Source organism: Mucilaginibacter sp. P25 (genome assembly GCF_050859465.1).
Lineage (GTDB): Bacteria > Bacteroidota > Bacteroidia > Sphingobacteriales > Sphingobacteriaceae > Mucilaginibacter > Mucilaginibacter gossypii.
Map to the genome: position 1 here is coordinate 1,768,975 of NZ_CP193937.1, position 22,737 is coordinate 1,791,711.

General features: G+C 43.7%; 20 protein-coding genes, 2 tRNA genes, 2 pseudogenes and 1 riboswitch. Of the genes and pseudogenes, 14 read left to right on the plus strand and 10 right to left on the minus strand.

Annotated elements, in window-relative coordinates:
* Window positions 1-199 precede the first annotated feature (199 nt).
* The 3 genes from ACRQ5D_RS09330 to ACRQ5D_RS09340 all read left to right on the plus strand — a co-directional run bounded on the left by ACRQ5D_RS09330 (window position 200) and on the right by ACRQ5D_RS09340 (window position 1,517).
* Entirely contained in the window at window positions 200-520 is a 321-nt protein-coding gene (locus tag ACRQ5D_RS09330) for an ArsR/SmtB family transcription factor (RefSeq protein ID WP_091173358.1), read from the plus strand.
* Window positions 517-1,017, plus strand: coding sequence for an SRPBCC family protein (locus ACRQ5D_RS09335; RefSeq protein ID WP_091173362.1), 501 nt, complete (start codon window positions 517-519; stop codon window positions 1,015-1,017). The genes ACRQ5D_RS09330 and ACRQ5D_RS09335 overlap by 4 nt, the downstream gene beginning before the upstream one ends.
* A gap of 65 nt (window positions 1,018-1,082) precedes the next feature.
* Window positions 1,083-1,517 (plus strand): VOC family protein, encoded by a 435-nt coding sequence (locus ACRQ5D_RS09340; protein ID WP_091173365.1) that lies wholly within the window; start codon window positions 1,083-1,085, stop codon window positions 1,515-1,517.
* 327 nt (window positions 1,518-1,844) lie between these two features.
* Here the strand turns inward: ACRQ5D_RS09340 and ACRQ5D_RS09345 are convergent, their stop codons facing one another.
* The 3 genes from ACRQ5D_RS09345 to ACRQ5D_RS09355 all read right to left on the minus strand — a co-directional run bounded on the left by ACRQ5D_RS09345 (window position 1,845) and on the right by ACRQ5D_RS09355 (window position 2,657).
* On the minus strand, window positions 1,845-2,333 hold the full coding sequence (locus ACRQ5D_RS09345; protein ID WP_091173367.1) for a hypothetical protein: 489 nt from the start codon (window positions 2,331-2,333) through the stop codon (window positions 1,845-1,847).
* Window positions 2,334-2,402: 69 nt separating this feature from the next.
* A tRNA-Glu gene (locus ACRQ5D_RS09350) sits at window positions 2,403-2,475 on the minus strand.
* Between the two features lie 106 nt (window positions 2,476-2,581).
* Window positions 2,582-2,657: transfer RNA gene (locus ACRQ5D_RS09355), tRNA-Glu, on the minus strand.
* A gap of 193 nt (window positions 2,658-2,850) precedes the next feature.
* Between ACRQ5D_RS09355 and ACRQ5D_RS09360 the strand changes: the two genes are divergently transcribed.
* From ACRQ5D_RS09360 to ACRQ5D_RS09390, 7 genes and pseudogenes are all read left to right on the plus strand, one after another.
* Window positions 2,851-3,132, plus strand: coding sequence for a DUF427 domain-containing protein (locus ACRQ5D_RS09360; protein ID WP_091173371.1), 282 nt, complete (start codon window positions 2,851-2,853; stop codon window positions 3,130-3,132).
* Window positions 3,133-3,136: 4 nt separating this feature from the next.
* Complete coding sequence (locus ACRQ5D_RS09365; protein ID WP_091173375.1) at window positions 3,137-4,522, plus strand: mercuric reductase; 1,386 nt, start codon at window positions 3,137-3,139, stop codon at window positions 4,520-4,522.
* Window positions 4,523-4,532: 10 nt separating this feature from the next.
* Window positions 4,533-5,495, plus strand: coding sequence for an ABC transporter ATP-binding protein (locus ACRQ5D_RS09370; protein WP_091173379.1), 963 nt, complete (start codon window positions 4,533-4,535; stop codon window positions 5,493-5,495).
* Window positions 5,488-7,059 carry an ABC transporter permease/substrate-binding protein gene (locus tag ACRQ5D_RS09375; protein WP_091173383.1) on the plus strand — a complete coding sequence of 524 codons (1,572 nt, stop codon included), beginning with the start codon at window positions 5,488-5,490 and terminating at the stop codon, window positions 7,057-7,059. The genes ACRQ5D_RS09370 and ACRQ5D_RS09375 overlap by 8 nt, the downstream gene beginning before the upstream one ends.
* A 5-nt stretch (window positions 7,060-7,064) precedes the next feature.
* Window positions 7,065-7,148, plus strand: a pseudogene (locus tag ACRQ5D_RS09380) (hypothetical protein); the annotation flags it as partial.
* Window positions 7,149-7,177: 29 nt separating this feature from the next.
* Window positions 7,178-8,200, plus strand: a complete 1,023-nt coding sequence (gene egtB / locus ACRQ5D_RS09385) for an ergothioneine biosynthesis protein EgtB (RefSeq protein ID WP_432328727.1) — start codon at window positions 7,178-7,180, stop codon at window positions 8,198-8,200.
* A gap of 39 nt (window positions 8,201-8,239) precedes the next feature.
* Window positions 8,240-9,229, plus strand: coding sequence for an L-histidine N(alpha)-methyltransferase (locus tag ACRQ5D_RS09390; protein ID WP_091173391.1), 990 nt, complete (start codon window positions 8,240-8,242; stop codon window positions 9,227-9,229).
* A 92-nt stretch (window positions 9,230-9,321) separates the two neighbouring features.
* Here the strand turns inward: ACRQ5D_RS09390 and ACRQ5D_RS09395 are convergent, their stop codons facing one another.
* A complete protein-coding gene (locus ACRQ5D_RS09395; protein ID WP_091173394.1) occupies window positions 9,322-10,143 on the minus strand; it encodes a phytanoyl-CoA dioxygenase family protein in 822 nt (273 codons plus the stop codon).
* Between the two features lie 123 nt (window positions 10,144-10,266).
* Here ACRQ5D_RS09395 and ACRQ5D_RS09400 point away from each other — a divergent pair, with 123 nt between their 5' ends.
* The gene (locus tag ACRQ5D_RS09400; protein WP_090533677.1) at window positions 10,267-11,160 is read left to right on the plus strand and encodes an AraC family transcriptional regulator; all 894 of its coding nucleotides are present in this window, start codon (window positions 10,267-10,269) and stop codon (window positions 11,158-11,160) included.
* Window positions 11,161-11,222: 62 nt separating this feature from the next.
* Here ACRQ5D_RS09400 and ACRQ5D_RS09405 read toward each other — a convergent pair whose 3' ends face one another.
* Genes ACRQ5D_RS09405 through ACRQ5D_RS09420 form a run of 4 tightly spaced genes read right to left on the minus strand, consistent with a single transcriptional unit; the run spans window position 11,223 to window position 13,906 of the window.
* Window positions 11,223-11,879 carry a response regulator transcription factor gene (locus ACRQ5D_RS09405; RefSeq protein WP_091173398.1) on the minus strand — a complete coding sequence of 219 codons (657 nt, stop codon included), beginning with the start codon at window positions 11,877-11,879 and terminating at the stop codon, window positions 11,223-11,225.
* 51 nt (window positions 11,880-11,930) lie between these two features.
* Window positions 11,931-12,776, minus strand: a complete 846-nt coding sequence (locus tag ACRQ5D_RS09410; protein WP_143020853.1) for a sensor histidine kinase — start codon at window positions 12,774-12,776, stop codon at window positions 11,931-11,933.
* A complete protein-coding gene (locus ACRQ5D_RS09415) occupies window positions 12,752-13,399 on the minus strand; it encodes a hypothetical protein (RefSeq protein ID WP_091173405.1) in 648 nt (215 codons plus the stop codon). Before ACRQ5D_RS09415 ends, ACRQ5D_RS09410 begins: the two co-directional genes overlap by 25 nt.
* A gap of 18 nt (window positions 13,400-13,417) precedes the next feature.
* Complete coding sequence (locus ACRQ5D_RS09420; protein ID WP_091173409.1) at window positions 13,418-13,906, minus strand: hypothetical protein; 489 nt, start codon at window positions 13,904-13,906, stop codon at window positions 13,418-13,420.
* 355 nt (window positions 13,907-14,261) lie between these two features.
* On the opposite strand from ACRQ5D_RS09420, the gene ACRQ5D_RS09425 reads away from it, so the two are divergent.
* From ACRQ5D_RS09425 to ACRQ5D_RS09435, 3 genes are all read left to right on the plus strand, one after another.
* Window positions 14,262-15,197, plus strand: a complete 936-nt coding sequence (locus ACRQ5D_RS09425; RefSeq protein ID WP_091173412.1) for a hypothetical protein — start codon at window positions 14,262-14,264, stop codon at window positions 15,195-15,197.
* Between the two features lie 282 nt (window positions 15,198-15,479).
* Entirely contained in the window at window positions 15,480-16,508 is a 1,029-nt protein-coding gene (locus ACRQ5D_RS09430; protein ID WP_431199460.1) for a hypothetical protein, read from the plus strand.
* Complete coding sequence (locus ACRQ5D_RS09435) at window positions 16,487-17,317, plus strand: hypothetical protein (protein WP_432328731.1); 831 nt, start codon at window positions 16,487-16,489, stop codon at window positions 17,315-17,317. Before ACRQ5D_RS09430 ends, ACRQ5D_RS09435 begins: the two co-directional genes overlap by 22 nt.
* 102 nt (window positions 17,318-17,419) lie before the next feature.
* Here the strand turns inward: ACRQ5D_RS09435 and ACRQ5D_RS09440 are convergent, their stop codons facing one another.
* Complete coding sequence (locus ACRQ5D_RS09440) at window positions 17,420-18,376, minus strand: methylenetetrahydrofolate reductase (protein ID WP_091173421.1); 957 nt, start codon at window positions 18,374-18,376, stop codon at window positions 17,420-17,422.
* A 226-nt stretch (window positions 18,377-18,602) separates the two neighbouring features.
* Window positions 18,603-22,305, minus strand: a pseudogene (gene metH, locus ACRQ5D_RS09445) (methionine synthase).
* A gap of 204 nt (window positions 22,306-22,509) precedes the next feature.
* Window positions 22,510-22,619, minus strand: a riboswitch (SAM riboswitch).
* Window positions 22,620-22,737 lie beyond the last annotated feature (118 nt).

Consider the following 22,737-nt stretch of genomic DNA (forward strand, 5'->3'; position numbering starts at 1 on the left):
TTCAGAAAAAGTACCTTCAATCTCATTGCCGACACATTTATGCTGATATTAACTCCATGCCTGAATTATGAAAATCTCGTGTCCTAACTCATAAGCTCTCTACAATCTCGTCAACCATCTAAAAAATAATCGCAAATAAATTTGCGCAACTCAAAAGTTGCATATATATTTACGCAACTTAAAAGTTGCGCGTTTTAAAATGAAACAAGATCTATTCCAGGCCATAGCCGATCCGACACGCAGGGCGATTTTAACTTTAATTGCTATTAAGGCGTTAACGCCTAATGCAATGGCCGAAAAATTTGATATGACCCGGCAGGCAGTATCTAAACATATTAAAGTACTGCATGAATGTGAACTGATTAAACCTGAGCACTCGGGCAGGGAAATTTATTATCACTTTAATGCAAAGAAAATGCAGGAGTTTGATAATTGGTTGGCCCAATTCAGGCAAAGCTGGGAAACACAGTTTAATCAGCTCGACAAAGTATTATCAACAATTAAACAACAAAAAATATGAACAACGATTTGCTATTTGATTTTACCGTTGATAAAGTAGCGCAAAAGGTATTTATAACCCGGGAGTTTGATGCCGGGCTTGACCTGGTATGGGATGCTTTTACCAAACAGGAAATACTTGACCAGTGGGCTGCACCCGCACCAATGCGCTCTAAAACCAAATACATGAATTTTGAAGTTGGGGGACGAAGATTTTACGCCATGATAAGCCCCGACGGGCAAGAACGCTGGCTGTTGCAGAAATACACCTCTATTACGCCCAAAACCAATTTTCAATTATACAATTCTTTTGCCGACAAAGATGAAAATCCCGAATTACCGGGCTCCGAATGGGATTATAATTTCAGCGAACAAGAAGGCATAACCACAGTGAATATTTCCATTTATAATGAATCGCTCGAACGAATGGAGCGCTTAACCGATGGTTTCACCAAAGGAATGATGCTGATGTTGAAAAACCTGGACGATCTGTTTTCAACCTTATCGCAAAAATCATAAGGTGAAATGAATATTAATAACCGAAGAGTTAAACAAAAAACATAACAATTTAAAAACTAAAAATTATGAGAGCAATTAATCCCTGGATCAACTTCAATGGCAACGCTCAGGAAGCATTCAGTTTTTACAAATCAGTTTTTGGCGGAGAGTTCACCAGGATCATTCGCTTCAAAGACTTAGCTGGCCCTGAATTCCAGGTGGCGGAAAGCGAAGAAAACAAAATAATGTACATTGGACTACCTATCGGTAAACACAATGTGTTGATAGCTAACGATGTTCCTGGATTTATGGGGAAGGTAAGCGAAAACGAAAACAGGTCTAAAATATATGCGAGCGCCGAAAGTCGTGAAGAAGCCGACAAAATATTTAACGGACTATCAGCCGGAGGAGAGGTCGAAGGGCCGATTGGCGACAGTCCGTGGGGTACATACGCCGGTATGTTCAGGGATAAATATGGTATTGAATGGATTGTGGAGTTTGATCCGGGGTATAAGGGGTAAAATCAAGGGGAAGGAAATGCAGCTCGGTTGGTTCAGACCTGCTGCATGTTTCAGAATCCAACGAAAAGGCTGATTAACGACAGGTTTAATCGGCTTTTTCGTTGGATGTAGTTGACTTGTTTTAAAGTTTATGTGTGCTAAACCTCGCATTGTCATTCCTTGTTGTTATTTCTGCCCTTCTTTATCTTTAAATCCGGTAATGGAATTTCCATCATAGCGATATATAGCATCATCAGCACCAAAGCAAATACACCCGTTGTTGCCCTAATAACGCCCGTTATTCGAAATGGAAGGAATGAATTCAGTTCGATGTTTTCAGTGAACCTGTTAAAGATACTTTCGCCCTATGAGCTCACATTTTTTTGTGACATTCCAAAAAGCAAACCCGGCTTTTCCGGATGGGATCAACCAATATACAATTTCACGTCTTTGGGTTTCCAAACCGAACTCGGCAAAATATCCATCCGACTTAATTCCTATTGGCGCCCCTTCTATCCTTATTGATTTATAACCACTGTGCCACGTAAACTCTGTATAAAAAATAGAATCAAGATCAGATTCGCCTATCCTTATGAATCTATGAGTGGTATTCAATACAAATCCGGCATTGCCGCAATTGAGCAAGAATACGGGCTTTTCGTGCTCATCTAAATTTGCTCGCTGAAGAAGTGCCTGTTGGAGACCTTCAGGTATAAGATCAAAAAAGGTGAAAGCTTCAGACCCTGAAAAAGAATCTCTGTCCTTACGATGATAAGAAAGGAACCAATGCTGCATTAAAGCAGATATTTGATCAGGCGTTTTAAGAAACTTCTCCATGTGGATTTCTGAAATGAGACAAAGGTTCTAAAAATAAAAAAGCCGCTTTACTTTCGCAAAGCGGCTTCGTAGCCCGTAGGGGAATCGAACCCCTGTTTGAAGAATGAAAATCTCCTGTCCTAACCCCTAGACAGAACGGGCCTTTTTTATTTTGTTTCCTGTAACTTGCATTACACAATCCCGGAAAACGCTGGATTGATAACGTATTAAAAAACCCCAGATCTTTCGATTTGAGGTTTCGCGTCTTGTGGTAGCCCGTAGGGGAATCGAACCCCTGTTTGAAGAATGAAAATCTCCTGTCCTAACCCCTAGACGAGACGGGCCTTTTTTATTGTTTCCCTTGATTTGGGATTGCAAAGATAGAGTTTAAATAATAAAATTAAAATAAAGAATAAAAAAATCCAAATTGTTGATGAAAGTTGTTGTATATCAATTAAATAAAATAAAAAATTAAGATGGGGCTTGCAAACCTTGCAGGGTTAAAGCTATCTTTATTCCATAAATCAATCATCTTTTTATGAAAGCTATCTGGAATAACCAGGTCATTGCCGAAAGCAATGACACTATTGTTGTTGAAAATAATCATTATTTCCCTAAAGAAAGTGTTAAGGCCGAGTATCTTAAACCGTCCGATGTGCATACAACCTGCCCGTGGAAGGGACTGGCATCATATTATTCCCTCGAAGTTGACGGCAAAGAAAACCAGGATGCTGCCTGGTATTATCCCGAACCAAAGGATGCCGCAAAAAACATTACTAACTATGTGGCGTTTTGGAAGGGCGTGAAAATTACCGAATAAAGCTATGAAAACATACGATGCCATTGTTATAGGCGCCGGTCAGGCCGGCGCCCCATTAGCCAAAAAATTGGCTAATGCCGGGAAAAAGACCGTTATAATTGAGAAACGATTTTATGGCGGTACTTGCGTTAACGATGGCTGTACGCCTACTAAAACCATGGTTGCTTCGGCAAAGGCGGCTTACATGGCCGGTAAAAGTCATGAATTGGGCGTGCCGGTAAAAAAGTTTTCGGTTGATCTTGCCGCCATAAAAAAACGTAAGGATGATATCGTATTACGCTCGCGTAATGGCGGACTAAAATCTGCCGAAAAAACACAGAACCTCGATGTGGTGTTAGGCGAGGCGACTTTTACCGGCGAAAAAACGGTTGAGGTTAAGCTTAATAGCGGGAAAAAGCAAACGATTACTGCCGATCTTATCTTTTTAAACCCCGGCGCGCTGCCTTTGATTCCCCAAATTGAAGGATTGAATGAGATACAATATCTCAACTCAACCACCATACTTGATTTGGAAGAAGTACCGGGGCATCTGCTTGTGCTTGGCGGAAATTACATTGGACTGGAGTTTGGGCAGATGTTTCGGCGGTTTGGCAGCAAGGTTACTATTTTAGAAAAATCAGAGCGGATAGTTTCGCATGAGGATGAGGATATTTCGGCAGAGATGCAAAAGATCCTCGAACTGGAGAAAATCGAGGTACTCAATAATGCTCAGGCTGTTAAGTTTAAACAAAAAGCCGGCGGCAAAATAACAGCAACAATAGCTCAAAAAGGGGAGGAGCGCAAAATTAAATGCACCCATGTATTGGTGGCCATCGGCCGTAAACCGCAAACGGAGGCTTTGAATTTGCCCATCGCCGGGATTGAAACGGATGAGCATGGTAATATCAAAGTGAACGATAAGCTGGAAACCTCCGCCGCCGGTGTCTATGCATTGGGAGATGCAAAAGGAGGACCGGCGTTTACACACATTTCCTATAACGATTATACCATTGTTTACCGTAACCTTTTTGAAAAAACGGATTATAACATCCAGGACCGTCCGGTGCCTTATTGCATGTTTACCGATCCGCAACTGGGCAGGATCGGTTTGGATGAAACCGGGGCAAAAAAGCTGGGGATTAAATATAAAGTAGCAAAACTGCCCATGGCCCATGTGGCGCGTGCTATTGAAACCGGCGATACACGTGGTTTTATGAAAGCCATTGTTGATCCCGATACGAAAAAGATCTTAGGTGCTACGGTACTTGGCCCCGAAGGCGGAGAAATCATGACTGTGCTGCAAATGGCCATGGAAGGCGGTATCACTTACGATAGGATCCGCTATTGTGTTTTTGCCCATCCACTGTATTCCGAATCGCTGAATAACCTTTTCATGACCCTTGGGGATTAAACCAGCGCGCATGATCAAGGTTGATAAGGTAAGCAAATATTTTGGTGGGGTTAAAGCAGTTGATGGGGTATCTTTCGAGGTAGGGGAGCAGGAGAACCTCATTTTGTTGGGCACCAGCGGCTGCGGTAAAACCACCACGCTAAAAATGATCAACCGGCTTATTGAGCCAACCAAAGGCAGTATTTACATTCATGGTAAAAACATCATGGAGCAGCAGCCTGAAATCCTGCGCCGCGGAATTGGCTACGTATTGCAAAATAATGGCTTGTTTCCGCATTATACGGTTGCTCAAAATATAGCGGTTGTTCCTAACTTATTAAAATGGGATAAGCAGAAAACTGAAAAGCGCACGGCCGAGCTAATGGAAAAACTCCACCTCGATGCTTCGTATCTGAATATTTACCCTAACGAACTGAGCGGTGGCCAGCAGCAGCGCATTGGCCTGGCCAGAGCATTGGTTTCGGACCCGCCGGTGCTGTTGATGGATGAGCCCTTCGGGGCGTTGGACAATGTTACCCGATCAAAAATCCACGCCGAATTTAAGGCACTTGATGAGCTTAAGCGTAAAACCATCATCATGGTAACGCACGATGTACAGGAAGCTTTTGAATTGGGCGACAGGATCTGCCTGATGGATAAAGGAAAAATTGTACAGTCGGGCACACCTGCTCAATTGCTTTTTAATCCTGTCAATGATTTTGTAAAGGATTTTCTGAAACATCAGCGGTTGCAGCTGGAATTTAAGGCGATTAAACTGATTGACCTTTGGGAGTTGTTACCAGAGTTGAACAAAGAAGCAAAAGCTTCGTCATTTGAAGCTGGTATTAACCTGTGGGAAGCCCTGGAGAGTTTTAAATTTAATAACGGCGAAACCATTAATATCAGCAAAGATCAAAACCAGATTAAAACTGTAAGCTTTGAACAACTGATGACGGCCTTTTATCAATATAAAAACCATCAGGCCCATGAATGAGCAACAGCAAACTTTATGGCAGTTTATACAGCAGCAGGCCGGCAAGTTGCAGGAACAAACACTGCAGCATATCGGGCTTACTTTTATTTCGTTGTGTATAGCTGTATTGGTTGGCTTGCCGCTGGGCATTCTTATTGTTCGTAAAAAACAATTCGCCGGTGTAGTTTTAGGTATTGCAGGTGTATTGCAAACAATTCCCAGTATAGCGTTGCTTGGTTTCATGATCCCGCTTTTAGGGATTGGTCCTAAGCCAGCCATTGTTGCATTATTGCTATACGCACTTCTACCCATTATCCGCAACACCTACACGGGCATTTTAGGGGTTGATGCGGCCGTTAAAGAAGCTGCTGTTGCTATGGGGATGAGCAAATGGCAAATACTGTTTAAGGTAGAATTGCCCCTGGCTATGCCGGTAATATTTGCGGGCATCCGTACCGCTACGGTGATCAACGTTGGCGTGGCAACACTGGCCTCGCTCATTGCAGCCGGTGGTTTGGGCGAGTTTATTTTCGGTGGGATCTCACTTAATAATACCAACATGATCCTGGCAGGAGCAATCCCATCGGCCTTGCTTGCTGTTATTTTTGATTTATTACTGTCGATGGTGCAGAAGGTCAGCTTTAAAAAGCTTAAACGGGTGGTATATGCTTTTCCGGTATTGCTGATTGTTTTATGCCTGTTCTATATCATCCCGGCAAAATCAGAAGGAAGGCTTACCGCGGGTTTTACGCCCGAGTTTATGGGCAGGCAGGACGGCGACCTCGGCCTTAGGAGCAAATATGGCTTAAAGATCCATACTATCGTAATCAGTGATGCTGTAATGTATAAAGCTGCGTTTGAGAAGCATCTCGACGTGATCAGCGGATACTCAACCGATGGCAGGCTAAAAGCTTACGATTTGGTTGTGCTGGATGATGATAAGCACATTTTTCCGCCATACTATGCGGCGCCAATTGTTCGCGATGATGCCCTGAAAAAATTTCCTGACCTTGAGCCGACATTAAATCTGCTTTCGGGCAAAATAAATGATTCAGTCATGACGGTTTTAAATTACCGTACCGACTATCTTCACCAAAGCCCCGAGCGCGTTGCAAAGGATTTTTTGGTTGCCAATAAATTATGGCGACCGGAACGGGGCGGGAACGATGGTATAGTGCGGATAGGTTCAAAGATATTTGGTGAACAATACATCCTGGCTAATATGTACAGCATGCTGATAAAGGGTTATACAGATCATGAGGTATCAACCAAAACAGGCCTTGGCGGCACCAAAATTTGCTTTGACGCGCTAACCAATAACCAGATAGATTTTTACCCAGAATACACGGGGACGGGTTTGCTGGCTATTTTACAGGCATCGCCAAAAACGGTTAATGAGGTAACAGTAAACAGGGATAGCACATACAATTATGTACAACGCCAGTTTGAAAGCAGGTATCAAATTAAATGGCTTAAACCCATTGGTTTTAACAATGCTTACGCTTTAATGATGAGGCAGCAGCAGGCCAGGAAATTGGGGATTAAAACAATTTCAAACTTAAAACAGTTTTTGGATAAGAAATAACATCGATGGATTTAATAGCCCGGTACAAAGAGGTACGCCAACGTACAGAAAAAATTTGTTCGTATTTGCAAACGGAAGACTATGTGGTGCAGCCCGTAGTGGACGTTAGTCCGCCTAAATGGCACATTGGTCACGTTACCTGGTTTTTGAAACGTTCATCCTTAAGCCCTACTTCATGGGTTACAAGGAATATAATCCTGATTATAATTACGTTTTTAACAGTTACTACGAAACTGTTGGCACGCGCGTGATCCGTACAGATCGTGGTAACTTAAGCCGCCCAACGGTTATTGAAATTTACAGTTACCGTAAATATGTTGACGAGGCCATGGAGGGCTTTTTATGCGGCGAAGTAGGTGACGATGTTAAAGAACTCCTTATTCTCGGTTTTAACCACGAAGAGCAGCACCAGGAACTTTTAATGACGGATATTAAATACATCCTGGGCCATAATCCGCTGTTTCCTGCCTATAATAAAAATTACGCTGCCCCCCGTATTGATGAAGGGGAGGGTGATGCTTTTATCAGCATGGATGAAGGCATTTATGAAATAGGTTTTACCGGCGATGGATTTTGTTTCGATAATGAGCTTAACCGGCATAAAGTATACCTCAATGCTTATGAAATAAGCCCCAAACTGGTAACCAATGCCGAATACCTGGAATTTATTAACAGCGGCGGTTATCATGATTTCCGGCACTGGCATGCCGAAGGCTGGGATTGGGTGAAAACCAATAAAGTAGAAGCGCCTTTGTATTGGCATTTGATAGATAATGAATGGCATAACTATACCTATCACGGTTTAGAGCCACTTCATTTGAAAGATCCGGTTACCCATATCAGCTATTTTGAAGCCTATGCTTACGCTTCGTGGAAGGGCTTGCGTTTGCCGACCGAGTTTGAGTGGGAAGCTGCCTCTTCAAAATTTAACTGGGGGCGCCGCTGGGAGTGGACAGAAAGTTCCTACCTGCCTTACCCGGGTTTTGCCAAGGCGCCGGGTGCCATAGGCGAATACAATGGCAAGTTTATGGTTAACCAGAAAGTTTTGCGCGGCGCGTCAGAAGTTACACCTCCGGGTCATAGTCGTGCAACTTATCGCAATTTTTTCAGACAAATTTACGATGGCAATTTACTGGCATAAGACTTGCGAGGTAAATTGACACAAAACACCACCACATCTATGAACCAAGCCTTTACACCCACAGCCGTAAATTGTGACATAAGCGCCGAAAACAGGCAGTTTTATGCCGACGTTGTAGCAGGGCTGCAGGCGGAGCCAAAGCATCTCAATTCAAAGTATTTTTATGATGCCAATGGCGATAAGCTGTTCCAGGAGCTCATGAACTGCCCTGAATACTATCCGACTAACTGCGAACTGGAGATCTTTTCAGAAAAAACCGCTGAAATCTGCGATGCGCTGATTGCTGATGGCGATGCTTTTGACCTGATAGAACTTGGTGCTGGTGATGCCACAAAATCCTCTTACCTGCTTAAATATCTGCTGGATAAAAAGGCTGATTTTACTTATTTGCCTATTGATATCTCAGATAATGTAATATCATACCTCAACATAACGCTGCCCGTAACCTTGCCAGGTTTAAAGATCACCGGACTTAACGGTGAATATTTTGAAATGCTGAATAAGGCTGCAGCTATTTCACCAAGGCGTAAAGTGGTGCTGTTTTTAGGTTCAAACATCGGCAATATGCCACTTGATGGGGCTATAGAGTTTTGTCGTGAGCTAAGGAATAACCTATCAGAAGGGGATATGGTGTTAATTGGCATGGACCTGAAAAAAGACCCGCGCGTTATTCTTGCTGCTTATAATGACAAAGATGGTATTACCCGCGAGTTTAATCTCAACCTGTTACGCCGCATTAACCGCGAGCTGCATGCTAATTTTGATATAAGCAAGTTTGAACATTATCCAACCTACGATCCTGAAACCGGGGCGTGCAAAAGCTACCTCATCAGTTTGCAAGATCAGCAGGTAAGCATCGGCAACGAAAAAATAGATTTCAAGAAGGATGAATACATCTATATGGAGATATCCCAAAAGTTTACCCTTATGCAAACCGATCAGATAGCCATAAACACAGGCTTTCAACCGGTAGGCCAGTTTTTTGATACCAAAAAATGGTTTATTGATGCGGTTTGGGTGGCAGCGTGACCGTTGATTGATAATGATTACGTTGATTTCGCTGATGCTTTAACATGTTCATACGATCAACGTAATCAGTGCAATCAAAAATCATCAGCGGTTCAGAGCACCTTCGGGTTCAACTCCGAATCAATCAGCCCGCCGATAGGCTTACCCATAAGCCATTTTTGATGATCATTTTTTTGCCATTCGTTTTTGTAAGGGGTGACGCGGGCGCCATCGGCTACATAAATGATGGTCATGATCTCGCGCATTTTGTCTGAGTTGTTGCCGGGAGCATTGTGGATGGTGAAGCCCCGGTGCCAGGTTGCGTCGCCAGCCTTCATGGTTTTGGCGCGGGTTATTTCAAACCCTTTCTCTTTCACATATTCGTCAAACGCCGATTCCGATTCGTCAGAAATTTCATGGTTAAATACAGCGCCATTAACGTATGAACCCGAGGCAAAGGTCAGCATACCCATGTTTACATCAATATCAACCAGGGGCATCCAGAGGGTTACCGTATTGTTGGTATCGATGGGCCAGTAATATTGGTCCTGGTGCCATGGGGTAGGGCCGCCGCCGGGTTCTTTAAAGAGTGCCTGGTCGTGATAGATACGCACATTTTCAACTCCCATGAGGTCGGCGGCAATTTTGGCCAGGCGTTTGGCCATTACAAAGGTTTTAACATCTTCATCAACCTGCCAAAGGTTCATGATCTGCAAAAAGGCTTTACCATAAGTATCGCGCTCTTCCAGTTTGCGCTTTTCGGTGTTGTACCTGTCGGCCGCGCCAACAATTACGGGGCGATAGGCAGCAATTTCATCTTTTGTAAGCACTTCGTGTACAAGGGTATGGCCTTTTTCACGAAATTCATTAATATTGTGGTTGGATAGTTTTATAAAATTATCAAGTGACGGTAAATGAGCGATCTGTGTATCCATAGTTTTTAGGTTTATATTTCAAAGTAAGGTTAACTTTAGTTGAAAAAAATGAAATGAATGGTACATTTATGGATGATTTTATCCGTAATTTGAATTAGAATTTTATTTACGTTAAAATATGCAATGATAAAAGCGTCGTACGAAGTTCTTCAACCTACAAATACGCAGTCATTTCTGGTACGGAAATTTGATAAGCTGGCATTTGATGCCCCTTATCATTTTCATGAAGAATATGAATTAACGTGTATCATCAGCGGCACCGGCAAACGCTATGTTGGCAGCCACATGGAAGATTTTGCGTCCGGCGATCTGGTGTTGCTTGGTTCTAACCTGCCGCATTGCTGGAAACTTGAACCCAATGAAACAGTGCTTCGCGAGGCAAGCGCGGTGGTGATCCAGTTTAATGATGCTTTTTTGGGCGAGGAGTTTTTTAACAAATTTGAGCTTCAGCTTATCAAAAAACTTTTTCAGCAAAGCGGTTGCGGAGTGTCATTTTATGGCGAAACGCGTGCCGAAGTTAACAAACTACTGCTTAGCCTGGTTGAAGAGAAAAGTAATTTCAGGATGCTGATAGGTTTGCTCGAGATCCTGCACCGTATGGCTTCATCAGAAGAGTACGTGCTGCTCGATCAGAACCGCATTATTGGCGAGCGCTCAAATACCGAGCGTGAGCGTATTAACCCGGTATTTGCTTACCTGGTTGAAAATTTCAGAAAACATGTATCATTAGATAAAGCGGCCGGTATTGCCAATATGACCCCGAATGCTTTTTGCAAATACTTTAAAAAAGTTACCCGCAAAACATTCATGGAAACTATAATTGAGTATCGCCTTAATTATGCCATACAGCAACTGGTGCAAACAGATAAGCCTATTTCAGAGATCTCCTATGAGAGTGGCTTTGGCGATGTATCGCACTTTTATAAAATGTTTAAAGCCAAAATGAACCTCAGCCCACTTAACTACCGCAAAAGGTTTATGCGCAACCTGGCCGGCGATAAAAAGTTGTCGGCGTAGTTGTTACTAAGTCCAACGTCAGAAGTCCGAAAGTTCCCTTTTCTATAGCTTAGTACCAATGGTTACGTGACGTTAATAATACCACGCTTAATAGCGTAAATAACCAACCCTACTAAATTTTTCGATCCGGTTTTTTCAAACAGCCTTGCGCGGTAACCTTCAACCGTGCGCACACTCAGGAAAATTTTATCTGCTATCTCCTGGTTGGAGCACTCCTGGCAAACCAGTTTAAGCACTTCAATTTCGCGCTCGTTAAGGTCGGTTTTGTTATTGGGGATATTATCGGCGTGGTCGTTACCTACCAGCTGTTTGATGAGCGTTATAGAAAGATGCTCATTAAAATAAAAACCTTTGTTATAAACGGTTGATACAGCCTCGATGATCTCTTCCGGTTCGGCGTTTTTAAGCAGGTAGCCCGACGCGCCGGCTTTCATCATATCCACAATGTATTTGTCTTCATTAAACATGGATAACGCCAGGATCTTAATGTCCTTAAAATGCTGATGGACATAGGTGGCGGTTTGGATGCCGTCCATTTCGGGCATTTTAATATCCATCAATATAACATCGGGGGTTTTGTCGGTCAATAAGCCTATCAGCTCTTTGCCGTTCGAAGCTTCGAGTACCAGCTCAAAACCTCCGCAATCTTCAAGGGTAGCTTTTAAACCATTTCTGAAAATTTTATGGTCGTCTACTATACCTAATTTAATTGGGCCCATAGGTTGTTAACAAGATTCAAATTATCAATAAATATAAACTATTGATTTTAACTATGCTACTTTTAATTTAATGATACTGATTGCCCCGCTAAGCGGTTTGCTGTACGTATTTATTTCGCCATTAATGAGTTGCACGCGGCTTTGTAAATTTTTAAGACCAAAGCCCTGCTTAACATCGCCCATATTAAAGCCTTTGCCGTTATCCTTAAACTCCATAATGAGGTAACCGGCTTGTAAGGCCATATTAAGGTTTATGACCGTAGCTTCCGAGTGTTTGATAGCATTACCAAACAACTCCTGGGCTATGCGGTACAGTGCCAGTTCAATTTCATTAGAGAAGCGCTTGTCGGCAAAATTTTTAGTGAAATTAACTTTGATATGGGTGTTGTTTTCCACCTTGGTACACAGCGCCTCAACAGCAATCAGCAATCCATAGTCGGTAAGTATAGGAGGCAGGACGTTTTGTATAATGTTCCTGATCTCCTGGATGCACTCATCGGCCAGTTTGCGGGTATCTATCAGCAGGGGTTGGCTTACCTCGCTCACGCAATTTTTGTCCAGCCGGTGCAGGTTAAGCTTGATTGCCGAAAGCACCTGCCCAACGCTGTCGTGCAGGTCTTCGGCCAGGCGTCTGCGCTCACTTTCCTGGGTTTCAAAAACAGCGTTCATTAAATCTGTTTGCCGTGCATCATGCATGGCGCGTAACTCTGCCTGGTTTTTTAGCATCCTTCGCTGGTAAATAATCACGAAGAAAAATAAAAAGCCGATCAATATAACAACTACGAGTGTCCCGATGATGAGTACCGGGATTAAGCCATTTTGGGTTATCTCTAAAATAAGGCTGTTATACATGATCATAATATGCAAACCTGCTATGCCTTTTTTTGTGGCTTGCAAAGTAATGCAACAGAGTATATTAGATTCGTAATAATATTAGTTATGCTAAAGATAACATAATAATCTGCTTTATCCTTATCAGGTATCTTGCTAAAAAGCATAAATAAAAAGATATTGACTGCTGAGTAAAATAGCACGCCTGAATTAAACCAAAATAAACCTTGTTTTTCAATATGAATAAAGGTTTGTGGATTTAAAAGCTGATAGAAGTATATAAGCGACAATACTATTAGTAAAAGACTTGATGCTGTATTCGAAACCGATGGATAATCGAAAGGATGCCTCGCATAATACAATACAATACTCATTGTCGAAGCTGCTAATATTAATGTTGTTATTTTCAGTATCGAATTTCTAAACAAATTATAGTAGATAATACCAAAGAAAATAATGCTAATTGTAACATAAACATGAAGTAATGGATTGGTGTTTAATGGATGTCCTGTATATGGTTTGAAAGCGAAAGCCAACCATTGACCAAAATCAAAAAGACTTGATATTAGCAAAAATAGTGACAATGTTTTCATTAGTCTATCCAACCCCTTGTAATTATAGGCAGCGGCCAATAGCGGGACAACGCCAGAAATTACTGATATTTTAGATAATAATAGGGCGACATCCATGGTGTTTAGGATAGATATCTAATCGTTTGTAAGTATATTTTGTGGGCATCCAGATGTTCCAGGGCATGGCATAGCCTGTTCACCAACAATATTGTCATTTTGGGCTGTCATGAGTGCGAAGGTTTGAACACCTTTGGCAGACTCTTTAGCCACTGCTGATTTATTGCCTGGAAGTTGATCTTCTCCATCAGCCGTTACCCCAGTGATTATAAAATGCTGCTGCCCGCTAACATTGGCGATAACAGATAAAAGGAAATTGCTTACAGAAACCCAAAACTTTTGCCAGCTATTAAGTTTTTGATCGTTGGCATAATAGATACGGATGCCCATGCAGCCATCTTGCTTTAATATGGTGTTTAATATTTCCTGTCCGAAAAATTGTGATATGATATCTTTTGGATTACGATGCCTGTGATTCTTTGTCCATTCGGCGGCCAGGTTGATATCAATCGGTGCGCCTTCTTTTCCGGTGATAGGTGATGAAGGTCTTCTTTCTTGTGTTTCCATAAAAAATAATAGCGTGTAGGGATTTTTTTGTATAAAACTAATACTAATAAGTATCTCTCTCAATGAGATGCCCCGGCCATATAGGTTATGATAGGTTTTTGGTTTGGTTTTATGTTGTTGGTTATTAATGAATTACAAATTATATGCGTTTTATTACCCGCGTATTATACGTATTTTTACGTATCAGAAACTGTAATCTTACGTGGCATGAAATTGCTGGTTATATAGGTCTTTTGCGCTTAAATAATCCTGTTTTTCAGGATGCAAAAAAGTTTTTAATATAATATCTGAATATGGATATTGTTTATTAAATTGCTTTTGATAATAATATCACAAAAACCTTAACCTCAATTTTATGAAACAAGAAATGCTAATTACACAGATCAGCCCTGATCAGGTAGGCGAGTTCATCAGCGAAAGCTTTTATCAAGAGTTAACCGAAAATTTTCAGCAAAAATTCCCTACAGAAGTTAAATCGGTAATGCTTAGCCGCACAGCTGTTGAAACTGTTTTAAGCGGCGAAAACGTATCCGGTATCAAGTTTATGAACGGCCTTGAAGATGCCAATGATCCTTCATCAAGAATGTTGATACTGATCCCCTGTAATTACACAGTAACTGCCAGTTTACCTAATTCCATTATCAACCAGCATGGTTTTATGACTAACACTGGTGAAGTTATTTCATTAGAAAGAACATGGCAGGTATTATTTAATCATGTATTGAATTTTAAAAAGCTTGATCCGACTATGGCTTATACACAAATTAACCGCGGATCGTTCATGGGAAGAGAAATATTAACCGAACTCGTATGTAGCACAAAAGTAAATAACTTGGTCTATCACTTCGGGCACAGTATTGATGCTGACTACTCTTATAAAGCAATTATACACCCTGAAAGCAATATGTTTTTAATAGGAGATCAATCATATCCGTGTCCAGGTTCAACAGGTTGCCCAACTACAGGCAAAGACCCATGCGCCCTTACCCGTATTACAACTACTATGTTAGGCACCGAAGCCGAAGGCCAGTTAAATACACTGCGCGCGTTCCGCGATAAAATACTAACCGATAAGTTTAGTGGTGTGGAAGTTGAGAAATATTACACCATTTCTGCATCGCTGCTGGAAGCTCTTGACAAAACACCAAACCAAGAGGCGATATTTAAAGGCCTGTACGATAAATATATTGCTACTTCGCTTAACGCGATAAACCAAAATGATGAGGAAACTGCTTTTGCCTTGTTCCAAGAAGCTATGCAGCACCTCACCGAAACGTATCTGTATCAATAACAACCTAAAATGTGATTGCAAAGCGTCTTTCCTATTTGGGAGGGCGCTTTTTTGTTATATACTTTCCCTTTAAACGTAATTCTACGTTTGGTTCATGTTGATGATACGCTTTTATATCACGTACAAGCACAGGCTATAATAGCGTACTGGCAACGTTGATTGCGCAGCCGTTTTACCCAAACTTTGACACAGCAAATGAGCTGGACATCAGCCTGCTTGCGGTGGAGTATGCTGAAAATCCAGTTTAAAGAGTAAGCCGGTACAAATACTAATCAAAAACTTATGAACTACATTATTAAAGGGAACCTTCGCGGTTTATTATGTTCAGATTGCGAACTGCCCGTTGCGGGTACATCGGTAAAAGTTTATCGCCCGTCCGATCAGCAAAATGAAACCCGGCTTGCTGTAGCCGATCCCAAACAAACCTTTCATCAGGTAAATGATGATGAACTGAAAGCCAAGGAACGGCTGTTCATCACCCAGGCCGATGTGCAGGAAAACGGCGATTTTACTATAGAAATCGATGGCGGCAAATCAGGCTATGAAGGCGGCAGTATTGATGTAGACTGGTATTGCGGCAACGTGCCTTTCAAAATTCCTTTGCCTAAAAAGGATCCGGCATTACAGTTCCACATTACTACGCTGCAACCCCTGTATAAAAGCAGCCAGGAAAGTGCTCAATATGCGAGATTTGATTATAAAATAGATGCCAAATGGTTTTGCCGTATCCTTACCCTGTTGGATATTTGGGTAGTTTGCGGTTATGTAAACGATTGTGAAACCCAAAAGCCAATCCCCGGTGTTAAAGTTTTTGCTTATGATGTAGACCTGCTGCAAGACGACTATTTGGGCAACGCCTATACCGATAACAACGGCAAGTTCACTATCGTATATCCTGGCGACAATTTTAGGAAAACCTTATTGCCATGGCTTAATGTAGAATGGCCTGCCGGACCTGATTATTATTTCAGGGTTGAAAGCTCATCTGGCACTGTATTGTTAGCGGAAGACCGCACCCGCGGCCGCCAAAACGACAGGCACAACGCCAATAACTGTTTCTGCGTAAAGCTGTGTATTAAAGGCGGCGGCATTATTACCAGCGATACACCATGGTTTACTTCGGTAGGGAATTTCAGCATTACATCTGATATCGACGGCAGCGGTAAAACCCTCATCAGCAAATTTGGAGCGGGTGGCACAGGTTACGGTTTCTTTGGTTCGGTTAAGCTGGGGGCTACGCCACCAAGAAAGTGCCCACCGCGCCGGCCAGCCCGCTTTATTACCGCTTTTTGTTTTCTACCGATAACGTGAACTTCAGCCCGGTAACCACCGCCCAGATGGAAACTACAGCCTTAAAAGTCGCCAGCCGGCAAATCACCTGGAATGGTACCACCGCATTTCAGGATGTAGTGATCGATATCAATCAACCGGCTTCTGTGCCCGATAGCGTACCGGTAGATAATTACCCTAACCCAATCCCGGATCATGTGCTGCACCCGGATGTTAACGGCTGGGTACGGGTTGACCAACCCGCGCTTGATAATGGCTTTTATGGCTCGTTGTTTTACTTAAACACAACTACCATCATCGGCGGCGGCGATGCCAGCGCCGGTTTAACGCCTGGTTTAGCTGTACCTGTGGCGGATCAGAAAAACGGCAGAATGTTATACATCCAATTTCAAACTACTGACGATCCGGCTAATCCAGGCTCGCCAAACCTGAATACCCAATCGCTTATCGGCAAAATCTATGTGAATAACTGGAACGAAGTGAACCTGCTGAAGCTGGAAGAGCTTTTTGCCGGCGGAGGCAGCGGCTGCACTCCGGTAAGCGGAACCGCCCATGCCGATTACACAGTTGATCATGAACTGATTGCCAGCTGGTCGCTGGGTGTATGGTCAAACGCTACGGGTACGGTCAGCGGTTTGCCCAGTGGCACAACTCCGCGCGGAGATGCTAAGAAATTTGACATGGCCTCGCCGTCACCATTTGTTTTAACTCCACCTTTTAGCGCATGGCCCTCATGCGCCTATAGCCTAACCCTGACAACCTATCGCAAATTAACCACCGGCGAAATTAACGACTGGGGAAAAACGAACCAGGTTATCTTTTGCAAGTAACCTGCATGTGAACGGGGGAAGAGGGTGCCGTTGCATGTCGGCGCCCTCTCATTTTATTAAATCTGGGCATGGTTAGCCTACAATCGACATTGTGAAAAGTTCTTAAAATATCGCCTCCGCAATCCTTTTAGTAGGCCCGGCGTTACTCATGGTATAAAAATGCAGTACCGGTGCGCCAAAAGCAATCAGTTCTTTACACTGGTTAATCATCCATTCAATACCTACCTCTTTTACATCCTTTTCGGTGGCACAGGCGTGGATAGCATCGCTCAGATCTTCCGGAATATCAATATGGAATGTCTTTGACAGCGTAACCAATTGTTTTGATGATGTGATCGGTTTCAGCCCCGGAATAATAGGCACATTGATACCGTTGGCCCGGCAACCATTTACAAACTCCTTGTATTTACCAATATCAAAAAACATCTGGGTTACAATGAACTGTGCACCCATTTCTACCTTTTGCTTCAGGTATTTAAAGTCGGTTTTAAGGTTCGGGGCTTCAAAATGCTTTTCGGGATAACCGGCTACGCCAATACAAAAGTTTGTTTTGGCTGTATTGCCATGGTCCTCATGCAAATAAATACCGTTGTTAAGGTTTACTACCTGCTGCAGCAAATCGGTAGCATAACAATGGCCATTAGGCGTAGGTACAAATGATGAATCGCCAAGGCGCGCATCGCCACGCAATACCAGTACGTTTTCGATACCTAAAAACTCTAATTCTATAAGGGCGTTCTCGGTTTCGTCTTTGGTAAAGCCGCCACAAAGCAGGTGGGGCACGGTATCAACCTTATACCTGTTCATGATAGCCGCGCAGATGGCAATAGTGCCCGGGCGTTTGCGGTACGATAGTTTCTCGAGCAAACCGCTTGGATGCTGCTTGTAAATAAAATCCTCGCGCAGGGTAGTAACATCAATAAACGGAGGTTTAAACTCCATCAGCGGATCAATAGCATTATAGATGCCCTGGATACTTTGCCCCTTTAAAGGCGGGATCAGTTCAAAAGAAAAGAGTGTTTTGCCATTGGCGTTTGCTATATGTTCAGGTATTTTCATTTGACCCCTAACCCCCAAGGGGGAATTTTTTTATTTAAGTTTTATAATTACAATTTAAGTTCCCCTCTTGAGAGGGGGCGCGGTGGAATTGTGTGTTGGCGGGGTGTATTATGTGGCGTTTATTTTTCGCTCCGTTAACACACCCCTCCACCCCTCTCAAGAGGGGAATCGCACAAGCCCTCGCTTTGTCGTTTCTTCCCTTACTCCCCCTTTAGGGGGCCGGGGGCTAATAATTAATATTCGGCCCTAACCATCTTTCCACATCCTCCAATGGCATTTGTTTACGGATAGCATAATCCTCAACCTGATCCTTACTGATTTTACCCAAGCCAAAATATCTTGCCTGCGGATGTGCGAAGTAGAAACCGCTTACCGATGCGGCCGGCAGCATGGCCAGGCTTTCGGTTAGGTGCATGTTTGCGTTGTCTTCTGCTTTTAGTAATTCAAACAAGGTGGTTTTTTCGGTATGGTCCGGACAGGCCGGATAACCCGGTGCCGGACGGATGCCCTGGTACTCTTCCTTGATCAGGTCGGCATTGCTTAGCTGTTCGCCTTTGGCATAGCCCCAGTATTCCTTACGTACCAGTTCGTGCATTTTTTCGGCAAAAGCTTCGGCAAGGCGGTCGGCAAGGGCTTTGGCCATAATGCTGTTATAGTCGTCATGGTCGGCCTCAAACTCAGCAACCAATTCATCACAACCTAAACCGGTTGTTACCGCAAAGCCGCCGAAATAATCAGGCACACCGCTTTCTTTTGGTGCGATAAAATCTGACAAGGCATAATACGGATCATTCTTCACCTTTTCGGCCTGCTGGCGTAAGGTATGGATGCGATTTAAAACTGTTGTGCGATTTTCATCGGTATATAATTCAATATCATCACCTACGGCATTGGCCGGCCAGAAGCCAATTACACCTTTTGCGGTGAACAGTTTCTGGTCAACAATACGTTTCATCAATACCTGCGCATCATCAAATAGTTTTTTGGCTTCAACGCCTACAAACTTATCGTCAAAGATCTTCGGATAGCTGCCGCGAAGTTCCCAGGTATGGAAAAACGGCGTCCAGTCGATATAAGGCAGCAACTCTTCCAGCGGGAAATTCTCAAATACTTTGGTGCCTGTAAACGCGGGTTTCGGCGCCACATCGCCATCCAGGCTAATCTGGAATTTACCGGCACGGGCTTCTTCGATAGTTACAAAACGCTTGTCCGATTTTTTGTTGGCATGTGCCTCGCGGGCTTTGGCATATTCATCCTTAATGCCCTGGATATAGGCATCCCGGTTGTCCTTGCTCATTAGATTGCTGCAAACGGTAACGCTGCGCGAAGCATCCAAAACGTGAATGGCAGCCCCGGAGTATTGCGGCGCTACTTTTACGGCAGCGTGAATGCGCGACGTTGTAGCACCACCAATGATTAGCGGAATGGTAAAACCTTCGCGTTCCATTTCCTTGGCAAAGTGCACCATTTCATCAAGCGATGGGGTGATTAAACCACTTAACCCAATGATATCAACGTTTTGCTTTTTAGCCTCTTCAATAATGCGTTGCGCGGGCACCATCACCCCAAGGTCAATCACCTCAAAGTTGTTACAAGCCAGCACTACGCCAACTATATTTTTGCCGATATCATGTACATCGCCTTTTACGGTGGCCATTAACACCTTGCCGGCGTTGGCGCGCTGATCGGCATTTACGTTGTTCTTTTTTCTTCCTCAATAAAAGGCAGTAGGTAAGCCACAGCCTTTTTCATTACACGGGCTGATTTTACCACTTGTGGTAAAAACATTTTACCGGCACCGAACAAGTCGCCTACGATATTCATACCGTCCATCAACGGACCTTCAATAACCTCAAGGGGTTTGCTGTAGGCCTGGCGGGCTTCCTCCACATCGTCGTCAAGGTATTCAACAATGCCTTTTACCAGCGAGTGGGAGAGGCGCTCCTGAACGGTGCCTTTGCGCCATTCTTCGTCGCGTACTACTTCTTTGCCTTTACTTTTGATGGTGTCGGCAAACTCAACCAGGCGCTCGGTAGCATCCGGGCGGCGGTTAAGGAGTACATCTTCTACAAGCTCCAAAAGGTTTTTCGGAATTTCCTCGTAAACCTCCAGCATCCCGGCATTTACAATACCCATATCCATACCCGCTTTAATAGCATGGTACAGGAAAGCCGAGTGCATAGCCTCGCGCACGGTATTATTACCCCTGAACGAGAATGAAATATTACTCACACCGCCGCTCACTTTAGCGTGCGGCAGGTTTTGCTTGATCCAGCGGGTAGCTTCAATAAAATCAACCGCGTAATTATTATGTTCTTCCAGGCCGGTAGCAACTGTTAAGATGTTTGGGTCGAAAATAATATCCTGCGGGGGAATCCTACTTCGTTCACCAGTATATCGTATGACCGTTTACAGATCTCGATCCGGCGCTCCAGTGAATCGGCCTGACCGGTTTCGTCAAAGGCCATTACAACGGTAGCAGCGCCATAGCTTAAGATTTTCCGGGCCTGTTCCTTAAATTTTTCTTCGCCCTCTTTAAGGGAGATAGAGTTCACGATACCTTTTCCCTGTACGCATTTTAAACCAGCCTCAATCACCGTCCATTTGGATGAGTCGATCATAATAGGCAGTTTGGCAATATCCGGTTCAGAAGCAACCAGGTTCAGGAATTTTACCATCACAGCCTCCGAATCAATCATGCCCTCATCCATGTTAATATCGATGACCTGCGCGCCGCCTTCTACCTGTTGCAGAGCAACACTTAGAGCTGCCTCATAATCTTCGGCGAGGATCAATTTGGAAAACTTTGGTGAACCGGTGATATTGGTACGCTCACCCACATTAACAAAAATGCTTTCGGGTTTTATGGTAACGGATTCCAAACCGCTCAGGCGCATGTCCGGCTCAATTTCCGGAATGGGGCGGGGCGGATATTTGGCAGCCTTATCGGCAATACATTTAATATGCTCGGGCGTGGTACCGCAGCACCCACCAACTATATTAACCAGGCCGGCTTTGATAAAATCGTCAACCTGATGAGCGGTTTCATGCGGAGTTTCATCGTATTGACCAAACTCGTTGGGTAAGCCGGCGTTTGGATAGGCCGAAATAAATACACCTGCCTTTTCAGAAAGCTCGGCAAGGTGCGGACGCATTTCCCGCGCACCCAAAGCGCAGTTTAGGCCTACTGATAGCAGGTTGGCATGGCTTATCGAGTTCCAGAAAGCTTCGACAGTTTGCCCTGAAAGGGTACGGCCTGAAGCATCGGTAATGGTTCCTGAGATCATGATCCCGCCCGAATTCCTGAAAGCAGGAAAATCCTTGCCTGCAGCTTTACACTCCTGCTCATAACGTTTTATGGCAAACAGGGCTGCTTTTGCATTCAGGGTATCAAATATGGTTTCAACCAATAACAGGTGCGAACCACCGTCAACCAAACCGCGTACCTGGTCATAGTAGGCCTCGGCCAGATCATCAAAGGTAACGGCGCGATATCCGGGGTCGTTAACGTCTGGCGATAAGGAAGCAGTACGGTTGGTTGGCCCGATGGCACCGGCAACAAAGCGCGGCTTTTCGGGGGTGCGCCGGGTATATTCGTCGGCTACTTCGCGGGCAATGCGTGCACCCTCGTAGCTTAGTTCATAAGCCAGTTCTTCCAGGTGATAATCGGCAAGGGAAATTACCTGTGTGCTGAAAGTGTTAGTTTCAATGATATCCGCACCGGCATCCAGGTATTCGGCATGGATGGCTTTGATAATATCAGGGCGCGTGATATTGAGCAGGTCGTTATTGCCCTGCAGGTCGCTATGATGATCGCGAAAACGCTCGCCACGAAAATCCTTCTCCGTGAGCTGGTACCTTTGAATCATGGTACCCATTGCTCCGTCAATCACCAGGATGCGTTTCTGTAATTCTTTTCTAATGTCCATTTTTTGAGATGTGAGATATGAGATATAAGATGTGAGACCTTGGCAAAAAGTCTTTGCCAGATCCTTAAATCTTTAATCCCATATATCTGATAAAAAGACACTAAACAGGCAATTGGAAAAAGCAGATGCTATCTCAAATCTCACGTCTAATATCTCAAATCTAAATACAGCTTATCTCGAAAAGTCGGGTGTTGTTATGACTTTCGCTTATCTGTCCGGGCGCGTAATTGCCGCCTGGTAGAATGTAGCACCTTGTGAAGCACAGGTTGCTAAGACATCGCAGGGTCTAATCCCTCCGTCTTTCTCCATAAGCACTGCAAAGTTGCGCAATAAAGTTATCATTTGCAAGTGTATAACGTACGCTAAATATCATAGCTAAGCCACATTGTTAAACAAAAAAAGCCGCCTTTTGCGGAGGCAGCTTTATGATTG